The organism is Stappia sp. (genome assembly GCF_048268045.1).
Classification (GTDB): domain Bacteria; phylum Pseudomonadota; class Alphaproteobacteria; order Rhizobiales; family Stappiaceae; genus Stappia.
Genome location: NZ_JBLWWG010000011.1, coordinates 1 through 20,438, shown reverse-complemented (window position 1 = coordinate 20,438; position 20,438 = coordinate 1). Strand labels below are relative to the sequence as shown.

The window sequence follows — 20,438 nt, the reverse complement described above, 5'->3', positions numbered from 1 at the left end:
ACAGCGGTCAGCTTCGCGAGGGATGCGCGGGACCGCGATGACGCTTCGACGGTGAGTGGAACGGCGCTCCTTTCAACCAAAGCTTGAGGGCCTCCCAGTGGATGCCTCCTATTACTTTGAGTGTCATGAACGGAATTTTCAAGCAGAGCGCGCATAGGGCGGAGCTGGTCAGCGGGCGCCGGCGACCGGCGAAACTGGCTGCAAGGAGAGGGCCTTCGCCATCAATTTCCAGGATCCGGATGCGGACCGCGTCGCCTGGGGGCAGGACGCGGAACCGGTAGGTCTGGGCCATGTCGATGAACGGCGAGACATAGAACAGCTTGGCGCGCACCTGGCGGATCCCCTCGGGGCCTGCCTCGCCGGCGGCGACCGGGGCGACATAGGTGTGCAAGTCGCCGAAGGTGTTTCGCACCTCGTAGATCACGGCCAGGGTTCGCCCGTCGCCGTCGAGGGCGAAGTAGACCGAGATCGGATTGAACACATAGCCAAATACGCGCGGATAGGTGAGCAAAAGCACCCTTGCCGCCCGCTCGCGCAGGCCCTGGGCGGCAAGGAGACCATCGACATGCGCGCGCAGCGGCGAGCCGTCGCGCGGACCGTGGTCGCGCTGCCGGAACGAGACGAGATTTGCCCGGTCGACGGAGAAGAAGCGCGATTGCCGGCCCGCCTCGTCCAGCCGGTCGAGATCGACCAGCACCGAGAATACCCGGTAGGAGAAGCGGTGGCCGAAGGGCTTCATCCGCTGGTGCATGACGAGGCCCGGATACAGAGACGCCGCGGCGGCGGGTGGTGGGCCGTTCATCTCCATTGTCGTCGGGGGGCGTCGTGTGTTCACGGTCTGCCTTACTCGGCCGCCTCGGCCGGTTGTGCCCGGCCGTCGTGGTCGACGCGCCAGGGAATGTCACAGCCGATGGCGCGAGCCACGTCGAGACCTGCCCTCAGGCCATCCTCGTGAAAGCCGTAGCCGCACCATGCGCCACAGAACCATATATGGTTCTCTCCCTGGATCTGGTCGAGGGCGCGCTGGGCGGCCATGGCGTCACGGGTGAACTGGGGATGGTCGTACGTATAGGTGCCGAAGACGAGATCCGCGCGTGGGGCTTCCGGCGGATTGAGGCTGACGAAGAGGGGCTTGTCCGCGGGAAGGTTCTGAAGCCTGTTCATCCAGTAACTCACCGACACGTCGCGGCTGTCTGCTCCCGGGGCGCTGGAGGCAAGATAGTTCCAGGACGCCCAGACGCGCTTGCGCCTCGGCATCAGCGCCGGGTCGCGGTGCAGGTAGACGCGGTTGGAGCGATAGGGCACGGCCGAAAGGATGTTGCGCTCCTCCGGGGTTGCGTCGATCAGCATGGCGAGCGTCTGGTCCGTGTGGGAGGCCATCACGACCCGGTCGAACACGTCTTCGTTGCCCGAGGCGTCGACGACATGCACCTTGCCGGCGGCGCGCCACACCCGTTTCACTTCGGTGCCCAGGCGCAGCCGGTTGCCCAGCGGCTGGACAAGCCGCTCCACGTAGGAGCGAGATCCGCCGGAGACCGTGCGCCAGACGGGGCGGTCAGTATGGACCAGCCGGTGGTTCTCGAAGAAGGCGACGAGCGTTTCCGCCGGGAACGCGAGCATTTCCGCCGGCGGTGTCGACCAAATGGCGGCTCCCATCGGCAGAAGGTAGTTGCGGGCGAAACCCTGTGAGAAGCGGCGCCAGCCGAGATAGTCGGCCAGCGACAGGCCGGCGAGATGGCCGGCGGCGCGATCGGCAAGGCACTGCCGGTTGAAGCGCAGCACCTCGCGCAGCATCCAGTGAAAGCGCGGGGAGAAAATGTTGCGACGCTGGCCGAAGACGGTATTCAGGTTGCAGCCGGACCACTCGCAGGCCCCCCCGTCGAGCGACAGGGCGAAACTCATGTCGCTGGCCTCGCTTGCCACCCCCAGGTGCTCGAGCAGTGCGGTGAAGTTCGGATAGGTCAGCTCGTTGTAGACGATGAATCCGGTGTCGACGGAAAGGGGGGTGCCGTCATAATCGATGTCGACGGTGGCGCTGTGCCCGCCCGGACGGTTGCGCCGTTCGTAGAGCGTCACGTCATAGCGCTCGGCGAGCGCCCAAGCGGCGCTGTTCCCGGCAATGCCCGATCCGATGACGGCAATGCGCATGCTGGCTTCCCTCCGGTTTTTTGTTTTCGCTATTCTGCGGTTTTCAGGGTTTCGAACGCATCAAGCGCGCGTTGTCGCGCCTTGCCGTGATCGACGATGGGTCGGGGGTAGGTCTCCCCCAGACGAACGCCCGCGCTTTCAAGCACCTCCGCGGGTGCCTCATGCGGGCGGAAAAGAAATTTGTTCGGCAGGGCTGCGAGCTCCGGCACCCATTTGCGGGTGTAGTGGCCCTCGGGGTCGAATTTCTCCCCCTGTCCGGTCGGGTTGAAGATGCGGAAGTAGGGGGCAGCATCGGCACCGGATCCGGCCACCCATTGCCAGCTCGCAGGATTGCTGGCGGGGTCGGCGTCGACCAGCGTGTCCCAGAACCAGGCCTCGCCCTCGCGCCAATCGAGCAGCAGGTGCTTGACCAGGAAGGAGGCGGCGACCATGCGCACGCGGTTGTGCATGTAGCCCGTGTGCCAGAGTTCGCGAAGGCCCGCGTCGACCAGCGGATAGCCGGTCCGCCCCCGCGTCCAGGCGGCGAATGCACCCGCATCCCGCTTCCACGGGAAGCCGTCGAAGCGGGGCTGGAAGTTCTGCCTGTCGAGTGTGGGGAAATGGAAGAGCAGATGATAGGAGAACTCGCGCCAGCCGAGTTCTGCCTGGAATTTCGCAAGCGCCGTCCTGGTATTGGGCTCCCCAGCCGTTTCGGCATGAAAGGCGGCGGCGTGCCAGATCCGTCGCGGGGAAATTTCGCCGAAGCGCAGGTGCGGCGAAAGACGCGACGTCGTTGCCTTGCCCGGCGCATCGCGATGCTCCGCGTAGCCGGAAAGCCGGATATCTAGGAAATCCGAAAGCCGGGCCTTTGCGCCGTCCTCGCCCGGGGTCCATGTCTCGCGCAATCCACCGGCCCAGTCGGGAGCGCAAGGCAGGAGGTTCCAGGCGCCCAGCTCGTCGGAGTGCGGCACGGATACGGGCACAGAACTTCCCGAGCGCTCGCCGCATGCGTGAGGACGGGCGGGCTCTCCTCGGGCAACAAGGGCCTTGAAGAACGGGGTGAACACCTTGTAGGGGGCTCCCGCCTTGGTTGCGACCTCCCAGGGCTCGACCAGGAGCGCGCCGTTGAAGCTCTCCGCGGACAGCCCGTCCGCGCGCAAGGTGCTCTTGAGCGCCGCGTCCAGGCGGATCGCTGCGGCCTCGTAGCGGCGGTTCCACACGATGCCGCTGGCCCCGGCCTCACGGGCAAGCCGGGGAACCTCGTCGAGCGCGCCGCCTTGCCGCAAAACCAGCGGAACATTTATCCGCGTCAGTCGCTCGGCAAGCGCTGAGAGGGAATGGTGTAGCCACCAGCGCGAGGCTCCGCCGAAGGGGCGCACGCCCTCGGACACCTCGTCGAGAAGATAGAAGCCGATCACCGGCCGGCCGTCCGAAAGGGCGGCGGAGAGAGCCGGATTGTCATCCGTCCGCAGGTCGTCGCGAAACCAGACAAGAAGCGGCGAGGAGGTATCGGGTGAAGGCATGTGTGACGGGATCCGGGTGCGATTGTTTCTACCCGGTGATACGGTCGTTTGCCTTTGATGGATTAGTGGTTTTTGCGTTCACGTGAATGTGAGCGTCAAGGCGTTCGGCGGCCAAGAGCGCCGACGCGGTGCGAAGCCGGAAAAAGGCGTGCCCAGGAAAAACGCCGCCACCCCGGGGGCGGCGACGGATATCTGCGCACACAAACCGGTTCGTCAGGCGCGGAACGGCTCTGTGATCCAGTTCCAGGCGACGACGACACTATCCGCCGCGAAGTTCAGGCTGGCGACGATCCTCGACCAGACCGTGTGGCCGAAGGTTGCGATGCGCATCATCGTGGACTGCTCCTCGCGGGGCTTTTCCTCGATGAACTGGATCTCCGTCTGAAGCTCGGGATCGTTGACCACGCGGCGGGTCACGACGAGGCGTGCATCGGGCGCGACGCGGGACTGGTCTGCCTTGGCGACGGTCGTGGCGACCGAGTCGGGATCGGCCAGCGCCCGCACCACGACGGCGCGGCCGTCCGGGAGAAGATGCGTCTCGTTGTGGGCGACCTCGCTGTCGTAGATCACCTCGCCATAGTCGTCGATGAGTTCGACCCACACGGCCTTGCGTCCGTCGCGCTCGACCTCGCCGACCCAGATGGCATAGGAATTCTCGTCGTTGGCTGCGGCCCCGCCGGGCGTGCCAAGCGTCACGGCCAGCCGATCCTCGGGAATGAGGAAGGTCTCCCGGTCGCCCTTGGCGGAAGCGGCGTCCGTTGAAAAATCGGCAACCTGCGCCGCAACACCCGCCGCGCGGGTTGATGTCTCGCTCGCTTGCGCGAGAGCGGGCAGTGCAGCCAGCCCGGACGCCAGGATCGCTGCTATGGCGATGCGCGACGTCGTCCTTGCGATGTCAAACATTCTCGCCTCCCAAGGCAGGGCGGTCCGGAGGTCTTTGCGTCCGTAATCGCCGGGAACTCATGTCGTTAAGATTTGGTTACTCCGTCGGAACATTCCAATCTCGACAGGGATGATGCTCCACGAAATCCTCTGACGGAACCGTAACGCGCATCACAAAACGGATGGTCTTTACGTAACGTTCCGTTAGGAAGTGCCGCGCTCAGGGTATTAACGCCATGAAAAGGCGAAAGTTCCACGGCAGGCGAAAATGTGTCGCAGGTGAGGCAAAAATGTGTTTGGAGGGCGATCACAAAGTCGTGAACCCGTCTATATCGAGTTGCCTGTTGCCCGTTTCACCCGCGTCTGGTGCCCGCAGCCGTCCGTGGAGGCGCTGGGCAAGGCCGATGCGGCTTGCGGAAATGGCCTGCGACGGACGCCCGTGCGGGCGAGGGTCTGGCGGGGGCACGTCGCGAGGCAGGGGAGATGCCGGCGCGGATCGCGCCGCGCCGGCTGTCATCGACAAGGCTTTGAGATCAGCTGCCGGCCTTGGCGTTGGGGAAGAAGAGCTGCTCGCCGTCGACCTTGTAGTCGGCGATGACCTTCTGGCCCGCGTCGGAGATCACCCAGTCGACGAAGGTCTGGCCGAGGTCGGCCTTCACGTTGGGGTGCTTTTCCTTGTTCACCAGAATGATGCCGTACTGGTTGAACATCTTGTCGTCGCCCTGGACGGCGATCTTGTAGTCGCCCTTGTTGCCGAAGGAGATCCAGGTGGCACGGTCGGTCATCACATAGGCGCCCATGCCGGTACCGGTGTTGAGCGTCGCTCCCATGCCGGAGCCGGTCTCGCGGTACCAGTCGCCTGAGGCCTTGGATACGTCGACATCGGCTGCCTTCCACAGACGCAGCTCCGCCTTGTGGGTGCCGCTGTCGTCGCCGCGCGAGGCGAACGGCGCCTTGCTCTCGGCAATCTTCTTGAGGGCGGCGGTCACGTCGCTGGAGCCGGCGACGCCGGCCGGGTCGGACGCCGGGCCGACGATGACGAAGTCGTTGTACATCACGTCAAAGCGCTTCACGCCGTCGCCGGCGGCGACGAATTTCTCCTCGGCCGGCTTGGCGTGGACGAACAGCACGTCACCGTCGCCATTGGCCGCGTTTTTGATCGCCTGGCCGGTGCCCACGGCGACGACGCGAACCTCGATGCCGGTCTTTTCCGTGAACTTCGGCAGCATGAAGTCGAACAGGCCGGAGTTCTGCGTCGAGGTGGTGGACTGCACGACGATGAACTTGTCCTCGGCCTGGGCCGGAGCGGCAAGGCTGGCGGCAACGATCGCGGTGGCGGCGAGTGCAAGGAAATGGCGTCTGAACATCTGGACTATCCTTCGTTTCGGGTTGCTTGGGCTGCAGGAGGATCGAGGACCAGCCGGCCTTCGAGCCAGGCGCGCGCAGCGGCGCTGCGCGGCGAAGTGAGCACACGCTCGGCCGGGCCGGTCTCGACCAGCCGGCCGCCGTGCAGGAAGGCGACGTCGTCGCCCAGGCGCCGGGCCTGGCCGACGTCGTGGGTGATCATGGCGACGGTGACGCCGCGTGCGCGCGCGCCACGCACCAGGTCCTCGATGGCAAGCGTTGACGCCGGATCGAGGCTCGCCGTCGGCTCATCGAGAAGCAGGAGTTGAGGGTCGCAGGCGAGCGCGCGCACCACCGCCAGCCGCTGTTGCTCGCCTCCCGAGAGCACGCGGGCTGGCTGGCGCGCGAGCTCGGAGAGGTTGGCCTGCTCAAGCGCCTGGCGAATGCGCTCCGCCCGTTCCCGACCACGAATGCCGCGAACAGCGAGCGCAAAGGCAAGATTGGCCATGACCGAGCGGCGCAGCATGACCGGGCGCTGGAACACCATGGCCTGCGCGTCGCGGGCAGCGCGGTCGAGCGGTCGTCCGCGCCACGCGATCTCGCCGGAGGTCGGCGCGATCAGCCCGTGAACGAGACGCAGAAGCAGGCTTTTTCCCGCGCCATTGGCTCCCATGATCATGGTTGTGCGACCGGCGGCGATGCTCAGGTCGACGTTGTCGACGAGCGTTCGCGTGCCGGCGCGAAAGGCGAGGTCCCGGGTTTCCAGCAAAGCTGGGTCGGATGGCGTCGTTGTCTGGCCGTGTGCGCCGGGGATCCTGTGCAGGCTTGCCTCAGGCATAGGCGGACCTCGCGGCGGAGGCCTTTAGCGCCATCACCAGTGCGTTGACCGCGACGGCAATGGCAAGCAGCACCACGCCGAGCGCCAGCGCCAGCTCGAGATTGCCCTTCGAGGTTTCCAGCGCGATCGTGGTCGTCATGACGCGGGTGACATGGTTGATGTTGCCGCCGACGATGATCACGGCGCCGACCTCGGCGACGGCGCGCCCGAAACCGGCGAGCGCCACTGTGATCAGTGCATAGCGCGCGTCCCATAGAAGCGCCGTGACACGGCTCGCCGGGCCAACGCCGAGCGAGGCGAACTGTTCGGCGTACTCCCCGTAGAGATCTTCCACGACCTGCCGGGTCAGCGCGGCGACGATCGGCGTGACCAGGATCGTCTGGGCGATGACCATCGCTGTTGGCGTGTAGAGCAGACGGAGAAAGCCGAAGGGGCCAGCCGCCGACAGGCAGAGGTAGACAAGGAGGCCGACGACGACAGGCGGCAGGCCCATCAGGGAATTGAGCAGGACGGTGAGCGTTCCCCGGCCAGGAAAGCGAAAGGCACCGACGCAGGCCCCAAACGGCAGCCCGATCAGGCAGGAGATCGCGACAGCCGTGAGCGTCACGCGCAACGACAGCGCGATGATCTCAATGAGATCCGCGTCGCCGGCAAGGATCAGTCCGATGGCTTCTGCCAGCACGGACGCAAAGCTATCCATTTGTGCGTTTTCTCCCTCTATCGGGAAGAATTACACCATTTGGCAGGATTTTCCATAACGCTCGCGCGCCCGACACGCAGCTTCTGATCAATCTTGACGGAAAGTCGCGGAGTTAAGCGGGCTGAACCGGTCATGACCGGCAAGTCGTTGTTGGAGATCTTGTGAATGAATTGTACAAAATGACATAAAAAACATAAAAAAACATTCTTTGGACGGGCGGTAGGCTCAAACCTGCGGAAATGCCCGCAGAAGCTCGGGCGCGGCCAGGGCCGCGACTGGCGGGGAAAAGATATTGCCCTGAACGAGGGTGCAGCCGAGGGAGCGCAGGATCTCGCGCTGGCGTTCTGTCTCGACCCCTTCCGCGATCGCGCGCACGCCGAGACGATTGGCCAGGTCGAGGATTGTCCGTACGATCTCGCGACAGCGCGGGTCGTGGTCAAGCTGCTGGATCAGGCGCGGCGAGATCTTGAAACTGTCGAAGGACAGCGCGCTCAGGCGGCTGAAATTGGCGTATCCGGCGCCGAAGTCGTCGATGACGATGGCGACTCCGGCGTCTCGCAGGGCGGTCAGTATCCGCACGGCGTCTTCGTTGGTTTCGAACACGCTGGTTTCCGTCAACTCGATCTCCAGGCGCGTTGGCGGAAATTCGGCCTGGCTCAGGGTGTTGAGGATGCGGCTGGCGCAATGCCGGTCCGCCAGTTCCGCTGGCGACAGATTGAAGGACAGGCGTGCCGCCGTCGGCCATGACAGCGCGTCGTGGCAGGCGCGGCGCAGCAGTCGGTCGGTCATGACGCGAATTCGCCCGAGACCCTCGGCGAGCTTGACGAAAATGTCCGGCCCGATGGGGCCGTGTTTCGGGCTGGTCCAGCGGGCCAGCGCCTCCAGCGAGACGACCCCGTTCCTCTGCGTGTCGAACACCGGCTGGTAATCGAGGTAGATCTCGTCAGCGTCGAGCGCGATGAGGAAGTGTTCCTCGATCTCCTTTTGCTCACGCATGCTTGCCTCGAGCTTCGCGTCGAACAACCGCACCGGCTGGTCCTGGCCATGCTTGGCGGCATACATCGCCATATCGGCCTTGCGGATGGTTTCGCGCAGCGTCTCGGCGTGATCGGGATAGAGGCTGACGCCGATGCTCACGCCAAGGCCGATCTCGCTGCCGCCTTCCTGCAGCGTCATCGGCTCGGTGATGGCCGCATGAAGCGTTCCCGCGGTCGCGGCGGGGTCGTCGAAGCGGGCCCGGTCGGCGATGACCAGAAACTCGTCGCCGCCAAGTCGGACCACGGTCTCTTGCGGAAAGGCCGTGGTCAGCCGTAGCGCCATGCCGATCAGCAGATCGTCGCCCGCGGCGTGGCCAAGCAGGTCGTTGAGGTTCTTGAAGCCGTCGAGATCGATGCTGAAAACCGCAAGGCGCGGCTGGGCGTTCGCGCTCTGGCTGTCGATGTCATGAATGAACTGGGCGAGTTGGCGGCGGTTCGCCAGCCCGGTGAGTACGTCATGCTCGGCAAGCCATGCGGCGCGCCTCTCAGCCTCAACGCGTCGGCGCAGTTCGCCCTTGAGGCGGGCGTGATGCCTGATGCTGTAGAGGAACCCGAGGATGCCGATGATGGAAATTGCCAAGAAGGCTTCGTCGAGTTCAAAGGTCTCATGAGCCTTGGCAAATGCGACAGCTGCCTCAAACGCGTCCAGGTAAACAAGGATGGACCAGATTCCGATGCCACTCGCAATGACAAGTACCGGTTCGGCAAACCGTTGCCAAAGTTGTGCTATCTGCGGTGGCATGTCCGCTTCCCCCGTGGCCCCAAGAAATAACAATGTTCAATGCCAATAAATTATGATTACCCATCGAATTTGCATAGGAAGGGAAAATACGAGCGTTTATGAGAGATCCCGCCGCTCAATGTTTCGCAGCAGCGGTGGGAGAATTTATTTGTCGAATAAAAACAAGCGTCAGGACAAATCCCAAAGGGGAAGGGTGCAAGCATGGCAGACGGCGCCGATTGGCCACGCTGAGGAGAGCCTTGATGTTTCTTACATTGTTTCTGCCAGATTAACAATATTGCCACGATTACGCCAATTGTACGAAGACCGTGCCTGTCCCAGGTTTTAGCGGCAAGGCCGGCAAGGGGGCCGGCGCTTGCGTGGCGAGCGGATGCCAGGCGCAATCGGGGACTTATGATGGAGCTTCACACAAAGACCGGAACCGGGCAGTTCGATATGATGGCCGCGCCGATGCGCGTCGGTCGCGTAGTTCTGGCCGTTCGCGATCTGGCGGCAATGACCGATTTTTACCGCAAGGTGCTCGGGCTTGCCGTTCTTGCGCGCGATGATGAAACCGTGCGGCTGGGAGTTGGCGATTCTGTGCTTCTGGAGCTGCGCGGCGATCCTTCTCTTGCCGCGTCGAGCCCGCGCGAGGCCGGTCTCTTTCATACCGCCTTCTTGCTGCCGACGCGCGCCGATCTCGGCTGCTGGCTGCGCTTCGCGCTGCAGACGGGCCTAAGGATCGACGGGGCGTCGGATCACATCGTCAGCGAAGCGCTCTACCTTGCCGATCCCGAGGGCAACGGCATCGAGATCTACACCGATCGCCCGGCCGAGGTCTGGTGGCGTGCGGATGGCACGGTGACCATGTCCACCGATCCGCTCGACGCGGAAGGCCTGATCGCTGCTGGAGCAGAGCGGACCTGGTCCGGCATGCCGCAAGGAAGCATCGTCGGTCATGTTCACCTGCGCGTCGGCGACACAGATCTGGCTGAGGGCTTCTATCGCGACGTGATCGGCTTTGACCTTTCGGCGCGCTATCCTGGCGGCAGCTTCTTCGGCTCCGGCGGTTATCATCACCAGCTTGCCGGCAATGTCTGGAACAGCCGGGGGGCGGGCACGCGCACGCCGGGGCGCACCGGTCTCGCGTCGTTGGAGCTCATCGTTCTTTCGAAGGAGGATCGCGACCGGATCTCCGCGACTGCACGCGCCGGGGGGATTTTCGTCGATGATTCGGGTGACGTGCTGACGCTTCGGGATCCCTGGGGAACGGAAATCGTTCTGCGCGGGGCTTGATGCACGGATCGGTAGACATCCGTCGGAGCCAGTTCCGGCGGATGCCATCTCCCCGATTGCATGCTTGCGACGGGCGGGAGGTCGAACAACCGCATGCGCTGCGAAGCGCCGCCTTGCGGAAAATCTCGATGTAAGGAAAAGAAGAAGAGTGGCTCCCCGGGCCGGATTCGAACCAGCGACCAAGCGGTTAACAGCCGCTTGCTCTACCACTGAGCTACCGGGGATCACTGAACCGCAGTGCGGTGCACCGCGTCGGTGAGGGGCATATAGCAAAGCCCATGCGCATTTGCCAAGTATTTTGTCATGATTTTTCCACAGGCACCAGTGCGGGGAGGGGATCTGGCGCCGAATGCCGGGCGGTCCGGCGAGCTTGTTGGCGGCCTCGCGCCGCGCTATGAAGGGCGACCGGTCCTTATCCGACGGACAAAGTCCGAGGGAGAGGTGAAAGTCGGAATACGGTGGGGGACGACCCAAGTCGGGGTCCCGAATCCGTAGCTGCCCCCGCAACTGTGAGCGGCGAGCCATCCTGCGCGTACCACTGGGCGAACGGCCCGGGAAGGGCAGGGACATGGCCGCGACCCGCGAGCCAGGAGACGAGCCGGAGATCCCGGGAGCCCGCATCCGCCCTGTGGCGCGCGGCCCCGGCCCGAAACGTCACGGCCGTCGGGTGGACGGCAGGAGGCTGCAATGAAGAGATTCGATCCCGGCCGTCGTCTGCGCGGCCGTACACGCCTGTCACCGCATTGCCCGCGCGTGGCCGGAAACTAATGCCCTTCAGGACTGTTCTCGTGACCGGCGGTGCGCGCTCTGGCAAGAGCGCCTACGCGGAGGGGCTCGTTCGCGCCAGCGGCCGCGAGCGTGTCTACGTGGCGACCTGTGTCGCTGGCGACGGCGAGATGCGCGAGCGCGTCGCACGCCACCGCGACCAGCGCGGCGAAGGCTGGCTGACGTTGGAGGAGCCTCGCGATATCGCCGGCGTCATCGCCGCCGAGAGCCGGCCCGGGCGGGCGATGCTGGTCGACTGCCTGACGCTCTGGCTTTCGAACGTCCTTTTCGCCGAAGCGGATCCCGCCGCCGAGACCCTGCGGCTGCGTGCCGCGATTGCCGCTGCAGCCGGGCCGGTGGTGCTCGTCACCAACGAGGTCGGCTCCGGCATCGTTCCCGACAATGCGCTTGCCCGCCGCTTTCGCGACGAGCAGGGACGCCTCAACCGTCTGATCGCGGAAGCGGCCGAGGCCGCGGTGCTGGTCGCCGCCGGCCTGCCGCTTGTCCTCAAGCCCAATTCCGCCCAACCGGAGATCACCTTATGAGCACTTCCCAGCCCCCGCAGCGGACCGGCAAGATCCCGGCCACGATCGTCACCGGCTTCCTTGGGGCCGGCAAGACGACGCTGCTCTCCAATCTCTTGCGCGAGGCGAAGGGCAAGAGGATCGCGCTCATCGTCAATGAGTTCGGCGACATGGGCTTTGACGGCTCGCTGGTCGACGGCTGCGCCGACCCGACCTGCGCGGCCGACGAGGTGGTCGAACTGACCAATGGCTGCATCTGCTGCACGGTCGCCGACGACTTCCTGCCGACGATGGAAATGCTGATCAACCGCGAGGACGCGCCCGAGCACATCGTCATCGAGACGTCGGGCCTGGCTCTGCCTCAGCCGCTGGTGCGCGCTTTTTCCTGGCCGAGCGTGAAGACGCGGGTCACGGTCGATGCCGTGGTGACCGTTGTCGACGCGGCCGCCGTTGCCGAGGGGCGTGTTGTCGGCGACGAGGCGGCCCTTGCCGCGCAGCGCGCCGCCGACGAGGCGCTGGACCACGAAAGCCCGGTGGAGGAACTTTTCGAGGACCAGCTCGTCTGCGCCGACCTCGTCGTGCTCAACAAGGCCGATCTTGTCGACGCGGAGGGGCTTGCCCGTGTGCGCGCCGAGGTCGCCTCACGCGTGCGCCCTGCCGTTGAGATCGTCACGGCGGAGAAGGGGGTGCTCGCCGCCGACGTGCTCCTTGGCCGCATGAGCGCCTCCGAGGAGGACATGACCGGGCGCGAGGGGCATCACGAGAGCCATCACCACCACGACGACGGGGATCACGATCATGATCACGACGATGATCACGATCACCACCATCATCATCACGATCATGACCATGATGAATTCGAGAGCCATGTGATGACGCTCGCGGCGTTCGCGTCGTTGAAGGACCTTGAGGCGCGCGTCGGCGCGGCGATGGCGGTTCCCGGCGTGCTGCGGATCAAGGGCGCGGCGGAAATATCCGGCAAGGCGGCACCGGCGATGGTGCAGGCCGTCGGCCCCCGCGTGGAAGCATGGTTCGCCCGCGACAGCCGCGCGCCGGGCCGGCTCGTGGTGATCGGGCTCGCCGGTTTCGACCTGGCCCGCGTGGAGGGGCTTCTCGCCAGCGCGCAGGCCGCCTGATCAGGCGAAAGAGCGGGCGGGAAAACGGAACCACAAGGGGAGGCGGCATGCACATTCTTGCCGGACGCAGCGGACGCATCGACCAGGGCGACGAGGCGGTCGATCTCGGCCAGAGCCCGGCGGACGTGATTGTCCTGTCTGCGGCCGACACCGAGCTCGCCTCTCTGGCGGCGGCGAAGCAACGGCTTGGCGAGACCGTATCTTCGCTGCGACTTGCCAACATGATGGCGCTTTCCCATCCGTATTCGGTGGACCTTTACGCCGAGGACACGGTCGCGGGCTCTCGCCTCGTGATCCTTCGGCTGCTCGGCGGGGCGGAGTACTGGCCCTATGGCGTCGAAAGGCTGACGGAGGTCGCGCGCGGCGCGGGCATCGGGCTTGCCGTGATGCCGGGGGACGACCGCTGGGACGCGGATCTTGCCGCGCGTTCGACCCTCGATGTGGCGACCGTGGAATGCCTCTGGCGCTATCTCGCCGAGGGCGGGGCGGAGAACCAGGAAAACTTCCTGCGGTTCTGCGGGCATCTGCTCGATCAGACGGCGGAGCCCGATCCGCCCCGCGCGCTGCCGCGCGCCGGCATCTTCCTGCCCGACGTCGCGCGTCCCTCGCTTGCCGATCTCCGCTCGCTGTGGAGCGATCCGGATGCGCCCGTTGCCGCCATTGTCTTCTACCGCGCGCTCGTTCAGAGCGCGGCGACCGCGCCGGTGGAGGCGCTTGTCGCGGCGCTGCGGGCGCGCGGGCTCAACCCTCTTCCGGTTTTCGTCGCATCCCTGAAGGAGGCGGAGTCCGCTTCCGTGCTCGCCGCGCTCTTCGACGCGGCGCCGCCGGCGGTGGTCCTGAACGCCACCGCCTTCGCCGTGTCGAAGGCCGGGGCGCGCCACCGCCCGACGCCGCTCGACGCGCCGGGCGCGCCGGTGCTCCAGGTGGTCTTCTCGTCGTCCTCGCAGGAGGGCTGGCGCGATGCGGATCAGGGGCTTTCGATCCGCGACCTTGCCATGCACGTGGTCATGCCCGAGGTGGACGGGCGCATCCTGACGCGGGCTGTCTCCTTCAAGGAGGAAGCTCCGCGCGACGCGCGCACCCAGTCGACGACCATGCGTTTCGTTCCCAAGGCGGACCGCGTCGATTTCGTTGCCGAACAGGCCGCCCGTATTGCCCGGCTGGCGCGAAAGCCGGCCTCGGAGCGGAAGGTGGCGCTCATCCTTGCCAACTATCCGAACAAGGATGGCCGGCTCGCAAATGGCGTCGGACTCGATACGCCTGCGTCCTGCGCCGATCTTCTCAACGCGCTTGCCGGAGCGGGATACGCGGTCGCCAGCCCCGCACGCGATTCTTCCGCGCTCATGGCCGCGATCAGTGAAGGGCCGACCAATGCGCTGGAGGATCGGCGGGCCCGACACGGCGGCGCCGCGCTGGCGCTTTCCGACTACCGGGCGCATTTCGGGCGCCTGCCGGAGGCGGTGCGCGAGGCCGTGGCCGCCCGCTGGGGGGCGCCGGAAGACGATCCCCATGTCGAGAACGGAGCCTTCCGCCTCGCGGTCACCCATTTCGGCAATGCTGTCGTCGGCATCCAGCCAGCGCGCGGCTACAACATCGACCCGAAGGCGACCTATCACGATCCTGATCTGGTGCCCCCGCACCACTATTTCGCCTTCTACATCTGGTTGCGCGAGATCTTCGGCGTCGATGCCGTCGTCCACCTCGGCAAGCATGGCAATCTCGAGTGGCTGCCCGGCAAGGCGCTGGCGTTGTCGGAGGCCTGTTATCCCGAAGCCGTGCTCGGGCCGGTGCCGAACGTCTATCCCTTCATCGTCAACGATCCAGGCGAGGGCGCGCAGGCCAAGAGGCGGACCTCGGCCGTCATCGTCGACCACCTGACGCCGCCGCTGGCGCGGGCCGAAAGCCATGGCGTCGCCGCCGAGCTGGAGGTCCTGCTCGACGAGTATTATCTGGCGCAGGGCGTCGACCCGCGGCGGCTCAAGGCACTGACGCGGGATATCCTCGAAACGGCGACGCGGCACGGGCTGGACCGCGACATCGGTCTCGACGGCAGCATGGACGAGGAAACGCGGCTGGCCCGCCTCGACGCCCATCTCTGCGATCTCAAGGAACTGCAGATCCGCGACGGGCTGCATGTGCTGGGGGCCGCGCCCAAGGGCGACCTGCTGACGGCGCTGCTTGTTGCGCTCACGCGCGTGCCACGCGGGACGGGCGCGGAAAACGAGGGACTGACGCGGGCGCTCGCACGGGATCTGGGGCTTGGCGACTTCGATCCGCTTTCCTGTGACTACGAGACCGTCTGGGAAGGCTCGCGGCCGGCGGCGCTGGAGGCTGTCTCGGCCTCCCCCTGGCGCAGCGCCGGCGATACGGTGGAGCGGCTCGAATTGCTTGCCCACGATCTCGTGGCGAAGGCAGGGATCCCCGTCGGTATGCCTGCAACCGCTGCCGTTCTGGGGGAGATCGCCACGACGATCCGCCCGGCGGTGGAGGCCTCGGGCCCGGCGGAAACAGACGCCGTGCTCGATGCGCTCGCCGGACGGTTCGTGCCGCCCGGCCCCTCCGGCGCACCGACGCGCGGGCGGCCCGACGTGCTGCCGACCGGTCGCAATTTCTACTCCGTCGACGTGCGCGCCGTGCCGACGGAAACCTCCTGGCGGATTGGCGCGGAGAGCGCCGCCCGCCTTGTCGAGCGTCACTTTCAGGACGAGGGCGAATACCCCGCCGCCGTCGTGCTCACCTGCTGGGGCACGGCCAATATGCGTACCGGCGGAGACGATGTTGCCCAGGCACTGGCGCTGATCGGCACGCGGCCCAAATGGGAGCCCGGCTCCGGTCGGGTGACCGGCTTCGACATCCTGTCGCTTGGCGAACTCGGTCGTCCGCGCGTCGACGTGACCCTGCGGATATCGGGGTTCTTCCGCGACGCTTTCCCGCACCAGATCGACCTGTTCCAGTCGGCGGTTGCCGCCATCGCCGACCTTGAGGAACCCGACGACGCCAATCCACTCGCCGCCCGCGCCCGAACCGAGGCCGAAAGGCTCGAGGCCGACGGCGTCGATGCGCGCGAGGCGCGTCGTCGCGCGCGCTTCCGGGTCTTCGGGTCCAAGCCCGGCGCCTATGGCGCGGGCCTTCAGGCACTGGTGGATGAAGGGATATGGGAGGAACGCTCGGACTTCGCCGATGCCTTCCTGGCCTGGGGGTCTTTTGCCTATGGCGGGGGCGCTAAGGGCGAGAATGCGCGCGCGGCCTTCGAGGCACGGCTTTCCAGCGTGGACGCAGTCCTGCACAATCAGGACAACCGCGAGCACGACCTGCTCGACAGCGACGACTACTACCAGTTCGAGGGGGGGCTTTCCGCGACCGTGGAGACGCTGAAGGGCGTGGCGCCGAAGGTCTATCACAACGATCATTCCCGCCCCGAAAGGCCGGCGATCCGCACTCTCGCCGAGGAGATCGGCCGGGTGGTGCGTGGGCGCGCGGCCAATCCGAAGTGGATCGCCGGCGTTATGCGCCATGGCTACAAGGGCGCTTTCGAGATCGCCGCGACGGTTGACTATCTCTTCGCCTTTTCAGCGACGACCAACGCGGTGGGCGATCACCATTTCGACCAGCTCTACGAAGCCTATCTGGACGACGCGGAAGTTCGCGCCTTCCTTGAGGAAAACAATCCGAAGGCGCTTGCCGAGATCGAGGCGCGGTTCCGCGAGGCGGTCGAACGCGGCCTCTGGCGACCGCGCCGCAACTCGACGCGCGCCGCATTCGACATCGAACAGGGAGAAACAACGCGATGAGCGACAAGAAGTCCGAGATGAGCGAAGAGGAACTGAACGCCCGTCACGCCGAAAAGATGCGCAAGAAGAAGGCGGCACGCGACAAGATCATGGCCACCAAGACGATCGAGAAGGGGCTTCTCATCGTCCATACCGGCAAGGGCAAGGGCAAGTCGACGGCTGGCTTCGGCATGGTCTTCCGTTCTCTCGGCCATGGCCACAAGGTGGGCGTCGTGCAGTTCGTGAAAGGGCGCATCGAGACGGGCGAACGCATGGCGCTGGACCGCTTCGCTGACCTGGTGACGATCAAGCGCATGGGCGAGGGCTTCACCTGGGAAACCCAGGACCGCCAGCGCGATATCGACGCTGCGCGGGCCGCGTGGGACGCGGCCAAGGACATGATCCGCTCGCGCGACTATCGATTGATCCTTTGCGATGAACTCAACATCGTCCTGCGCTACGACTATCTGCCGATCGACGAGGTGGTGGCCTTCCTGCGCGACGAGAAGCCGGAGGACGTGCATGTCGTCATCACCGGCCGCAACGCCAAGGACGAACTGATAGAGATCGCCGATCTGGTCACCGAGATGACCCAGATCAAGCATCCCTTCCGCTCGGGTGTGAAGCCGCAGGAGGGGATCGAGTTCTGATCGGAGAGCCCGCGGCCCATGCCGTGGCTGTCCGACGTCGGAGCGACGGAGTTCCGCTTGCTGGAGGCGTGGTCTGGCACTGGTTGTGCGTTTTGGCGCATTGTTGTTGAAGGCGCGCGCCGTCTCGAGCGCGACGTGAGAATGTGGAACAGGGAGTGTCAGGGCCGGAATGAAGTTGTTTGATGCAAGGTTGAGGCGCGCCTCCCCGTCGCACGAGACTCTGGTGCGCCGCTACGAGCTCTTTCGCACGGTGGTGGAGTTCCTTGCCGCGTTGACCTTCATTGTCGGCAGCGTACTGTTCTTCTACGACAGCCTGCAGGTCGCGGGGACATGGTTTTTCGTGATCGGCTCGGTCCTCTTCGCGGTGCGCCCGACGATCCGCCTTGCGCTGGAGCTTCATCTTGCGCGTCTGCCGGTTCCCAAGGAGTTCAGGCCCTACGGGGCAGACAGGGAGACCACGGCATGAATGCTGCCCGGCGTGTTCCGGCGCTGATGATCCAGGGCACCGGATCGAATGTCGGCAAGAGCCTGATTGTCGCCGGCCTTTGCCGTCTGCTCGCCGATCGTGGTCTCGTCGTGCGCCCGTTCAAGCCGCAGAACATGTCGAACAACGCGGCCGTGACGGCAGATGGCGGAGAGATCGGACGCGCGCAGGCGCTGCAGGCGATGGCTGCGCGCGTGCCGGCGAGCGTGCACATGAACCCCGTCCTGCTGAAGCCGGAGACGGATGTCGGCGCACAGGTCATCGTTCAGGGCAGACGCGCCGGCACAATGCGCGCGCGCGAGTACGGGAGCCGCAAGGCCGAGCTTCTGCCACGGGTCCTCGAAAGTTTCGAAATCACGGGCCGGAACGCCGATCTTGTGCTGGTCGAGGGAGCGGGAAGTCCGGCGGAAATCAACCTGCGCGCCGGCGATATCGCCAACATGGGCTTTGCCGAGGCCGCCGACTTGCCGGTGGCGCTGTGCGGCGATATCGACCGGGGCGGCGTCATTGCCTCGCTGGTCGGCACCCACGCGATCCTTCCCGAGGCCGAGCAGCGCCGCATCAAGGCCTTTTTCGTCAACCGCTTTCGCGGGGATGTCTCGCTCTTCGACGAAGGGCTGCGAGAGATCGCCATGCGCACGGGCTGGCAATCGCTGGGCGTGGTGCCCTGGTTCGCCGATGCGCGCCGGCTCCCGGCCGAGGATGCACTGGGCCTCGAGGATGGCGAGGGCGCGGGGCCTGTGAGGATAGCGGTTCCGGTCATCAGCCGGATTGCCAATTTCGATGACCTCGATCCCTTGCGCATGGAAGCCGATGTGTCGCTGACGCTGGTTCAGCCGGGTGAACCGCTGCCGGGAGACGCAAGTCTGGTCCTGCTGCCGGGCAGCAAATCGACGATGGGCGATCTTGCATTTTTTCGCGCGCAGGGCTGGGACATCGACCTTGCCGCCCATGTCCGCCGCGGCGGACGGGTGCTCGGCATTTGCGGTGGCTATCAGATGCTTGGGCGCACCATCGCCGATCCCGATGGTCTCGAGGGACCTCCCGGCACGGTGGAGGGGTTGGGGCTGCTCGACGTGGAGACGGTGCTTTCGCCCGACAAGCGGCTTGTCGAGGTCGAGGGACGCGACCGTTCGAGCGGCGAGGCGTTGTCCGGCTACGAAATCCATCTCGGCCGGACCGAAGGACCGGACGCCTTGCGCCCGTTCGCCGATATCGGCGCGCGCGGCGACCACCTGCGACATGCCGATGGCGCCCGTTCGCCCGATGGCCGGGTGACGGGAACCTATGTGCACGGGCTCTTCGGGTCCGACGGCTTTCGTGCCGCCTTTCTCGCCGGACTCGGCGTGGCCTCCGGGCTCGCCTATGCGCAAACCGTGGAAACGACGCTCGACGGGCTGGCCGCGCATCTTGCCGATGCGCTCGACATCGAGGCGTTGCTGGCGATCGCACGGTCGCGCTGAGACGTCTTCCTCAGAGATAGACGTGAGCGATTGCGACAAGTCCGACGACAAACGCCTGAACCGCCATGGCCCAACGATAGGCCGCGAGCGCGCGGGAAATGTCGGATGCGTCGAGTTCCCGGCGGCCTTGCGGGTTCATGTAGGGATCATCGACCTTGTAGCCGGGATAGGCGCGAGGTCCGGCGAGTGCGACGCCGAGCACCGAGGCCATGGCTGCCTCGGGCCATCCCGCGTTGGGCGAACGGTGGCTGGGCGCGTCGCGCCGCATGTCGGACAGCGTCCGCCCAATGCCGCCGCCGAAGACAGGGGCGCTCAGCGCGAGGAACAGGCCGCACAGGCGCGAGGCGGGCAGGTTGACGAGATCGTCAAAGCGCGCCGACGCCCAGCCGAAGGCGCCGTGCCGCTCCGTCTTGTGGCCGATCATGGAATCGGCCGTGTTCACCGCCTTGTAGGCAATGAGGCCGGGAAGACCGAGTAACAGGAACCAGAACGCCGGGGCGGTCACGCCATCGGCGGCGTTTTCCGCGCAGGACTCGATGGCCGCCCGCGACACGCCCGATTCGTCGAGTTGCTCGGGATCCCGACCGACGATCATCGCGACTGCCTTGCGCCCGCCGGCCAGACCCTCGCGGGCGAGACCGTCGCGGACCGCCGCGACATGCTGGTGCAGGCTCTTTTGCGCCAGAAATACGGCGGCGATGGCAACGATACCGATGCGGCCATAGGGCAGGCCGCGCAGGATGACCTCCAGCAGAACGCCAACCAGAAGCGAGCAGAAGACGAGACCTGCGAGAAACAGAGTGCCGTAGAGCTTGCGCTGCTTTGCCGTCAGGTCCGGCGTGTTGAAGTCCTGGTCGGCGATTTCGACGATCTTGCCGAAAAGCACCACCGGGTGCGGGATGCGTCGCCACAGCGCCGGCGGGTCGCCGATGAGGGCGTCGACGAAAAGCGCCAGCAGGAGCAGCAGGGCGGCGTCGCCGAAGATCAGCATGGTCAGCTTTCCGCCATGGCCGCCTCGAGCGCGGCGTCGAGCCGTGCGAGCTTCTCCGCGCCGCCGGGCAGGCCGATCCTCAGCCAGGTCGGAGCATAGTCGAAGCGGCGCGTCCAGATGCGCTGACGTGCCAGCGCTTCGTGTAGGCGCGCCGCGTCGCGCGTCCCGGCAAGGACAAAGAGCGGTG

The 20,438-nt window shown here is 65.9% G+C and carries 16 protein-coding genes, 1 tRNA gene, 1 pseudogene and 1 riboswitch; of the genes and pseudogenes, 7 read left to right on the top strand and 11 right to left on the bottom strand.

Going from position 1 to position 20,438, the window contains the following annotated elements; all coding sequences use genetic code 11:
• Positions 1–7 precede the first annotated feature (7 nt).
• The 8 genes from ACN0WF_RS16400 to ACN0WF_RS16365 all read right to left on the bottom strand — a co-directional run bounded on the left by ACN0WF_RS16400 (position 8) and on the right by ACN0WF_RS16365 (position 9,031).
• The gene (locus tag ACN0WF_RS16400; protein WP_417773944.1) at positions 8–808 is read right to left on the bottom strand and encodes a DUF1365 domain-containing protein; all 801 of its coding nucleotides are present in this window, start codon (positions 806–808) and stop codon (positions 8–10) included.
• Between the two features lie 35 nt (positions 809–843).
• Positions 844–2,148, bottom strand: coding sequence for an NAD(P)/FAD-dependent oxidoreductase (locus ACN0WF_RS16395; protein ID WP_417773856.1), 1,305 nt, complete (start codon positions 2,146–2,148; stop codon positions 844–846).
• A gap of 29 nt (positions 2,149–2,177) precedes the next feature.
• A complete protein-coding gene (locus tag ACN0WF_RS16390; RefSeq protein ID WP_417773855.1) occupies positions 2,178–3,650 on the bottom strand; it encodes a cryptochrome/photolyase family protein in 1,473 nt (490 codons plus the stop codon).
• Between the two features lie 213 nt (positions 3,651–3,863).
• Positions 3,864–4,553 carry a hypothetical protein gene (locus ACN0WF_RS16385; RefSeq protein ID WP_417773854.1) on the bottom strand — a complete coding sequence of 230 codons (690 nt, stop codon included), beginning with the start codon at positions 4,551–4,553 and terminating at the stop codon, positions 3,864–3,866.
• Between the two features lie 512 nt (positions 4,554–5,065).
• A complete protein-coding gene (locus tag ACN0WF_RS16380) occupies positions 5,066–5,899 on the bottom strand; it encodes a substrate-binding domain-containing protein (RefSeq protein WP_417773853.1) in 834 nt (277 codons plus the stop codon).
• A 5-nt stretch (positions 5,900–5,904) separates the two neighbouring features.
• Positions 5,905–6,714, bottom strand: a complete 810-nt coding sequence (locus tag ACN0WF_RS16375; RefSeq protein ID WP_417773852.1) for a phosphate ABC transporter ATP-binding protein — start codon at positions 6,712–6,714, stop codon at positions 5,905–5,907.
• Complete coding sequence (locus ACN0WF_RS16370; RefSeq protein ID WP_417773851.1) at positions 6,707–7,414, bottom strand: ABC transporter permease; 708 nt, start codon at positions 7,412–7,414, stop codon at positions 6,707–6,709. Before ACN0WF_RS16370 ends, ACN0WF_RS16375 begins: the two co-directional genes overlap by 8 nt.
• 225 nt (positions 7,415–7,639) lie before the next feature.
• Positions 7,640–9,031, bottom strand: a complete 1,392-nt coding sequence (locus tag ACN0WF_RS16365) for a putative bifunctional diguanylate cyclase/phosphodiesterase (RefSeq protein ID WP_417773850.1) — start codon at positions 9,029–9,031, stop codon at positions 7,640–7,642.
• Positions 9,032–9,589: 558 nt separating this feature from the next.
• Here ACN0WF_RS16365 and ACN0WF_RS16360 point away from each other — a divergent pair.
• A complete protein-coding gene (locus ACN0WF_RS16360) occupies positions 9,590–10,468 on the top strand; it encodes a VOC family protein (RefSeq protein ID WP_417773849.1) in 879 nt (292 codons plus the stop codon).
• A gap of 149 nt (positions 10,469–10,617) precedes the next feature.
• Here the strand turns inward: ACN0WF_RS16360 and ACN0WF_RS16355 are convergent.
• Positions 10,618–10,692: transfer RNA gene (locus ACN0WF_RS16355), tRNA-Asn, on the bottom strand.
• A gap of 165 nt (positions 10,693–10,857) precedes the next feature.
• A riboswitch (cobalamin riboswitch) is annotated at positions 10,858–11,086 on the top strand.
• Positions 11,087–11,235: 149 nt separating this feature from the next.
• On the opposite strand from ACN0WF_RS16355, the gene cobU reads away from it, so the two are divergent.
• From cobU to ACN0WF_RS16325, 6 genes are all read left to right on the top strand, one after another.
• Complete coding sequence (gene cobU, locus ACN0WF_RS16350; protein WP_417773848.1) at positions 11,236–11,778, top strand: bifunctional adenosylcobinamide kinase/adenosylcobinamide-phosphate guanylyltransferase; 543 nt, start codon at positions 11,236–11,238, stop codon at positions 11,776–11,778.
• Positions 11,775–12,893 (top strand): cobalamin biosynthesis protein CobW, encoded by a 1,119-nt coding sequence (gene cobW, locus ACN0WF_RS16345; RefSeq protein ID WP_417773847.1) that lies wholly within the window; start codon positions 11,775–11,777, stop codon positions 12,891–12,893. The genes cobU and cobW overlap by 4 nt, the downstream gene beginning before the upstream one ends.
• Before the next feature lie 47 nt (positions 12,894–12,940).
• The gene (cobN, locus tag ACN0WF_RS16340) at positions 12,941–16,684 is read left to right on the top strand and encodes a cobaltochelatase subunit CobN (protein ID WP_417773846.1); all 3,744 of its coding nucleotides are present in this window, start codon (positions 12,941–12,943) and stop codon (positions 16,682–16,684) included.
• A complete protein-coding gene (gene cobO / locus ACN0WF_RS16335; protein ID WP_417773845.1) occupies positions 16,681–17,313 on the top strand; it encodes a cob(I)yrinic acid a,c-diamide adenosyltransferase in 633 nt (210 codons plus the stop codon). The genes cobN and cobO overlap by 4 nt, the downstream gene beginning before the upstream one ends.
• 169 nt (positions 17,314–17,482) lie before the next feature.
• Complete coding sequence (locus tag ACN0WF_RS16330) at positions 17,483–17,779, top strand: YrhK family protein (protein WP_417773844.1); 297 nt, start codon at positions 17,483–17,485, stop codon at positions 17,777–17,779.
• Positions 17,776–19,260: a cobyric acid synthase gene (locus tag ACN0WF_RS16325; protein ID WP_417773843.1), complete on the top strand. Its 1,485-nt coding sequence runs from the start codon at positions 17,776–17,778 to the stop codon at positions 19,258–19,260. Before ACN0WF_RS16330 ends, ACN0WF_RS16325 begins: the two co-directional genes overlap by 4 nt.
• 10 nt (positions 19,261–19,270) lie before the next feature.
• Here the strand turns inward: ACN0WF_RS16325 and cbiB are convergent, their stop codons facing one another.
• Together cbiB and ACN0WF_RS16315 are read right to left on the bottom strand one after the other, a co-directional pair.
• Positions 19,271–20,251 (bottom strand): adenosylcobinamide-phosphate synthase CbiB, encoded by a 981-nt coding sequence (cbiB, locus tag ACN0WF_RS16320; RefSeq protein WP_417773842.1) that lies wholly within the window; start codon positions 20,249–20,251, stop codon positions 19,271–19,273.
• A 2-nt stretch (positions 20,252–20,253) separates the two neighbouring features.
• Positions 20,254–20,438: pseudogene (locus ACN0WF_RS16315) on the bottom strand (threonine-phosphate decarboxylase); the annotation flags it as partial.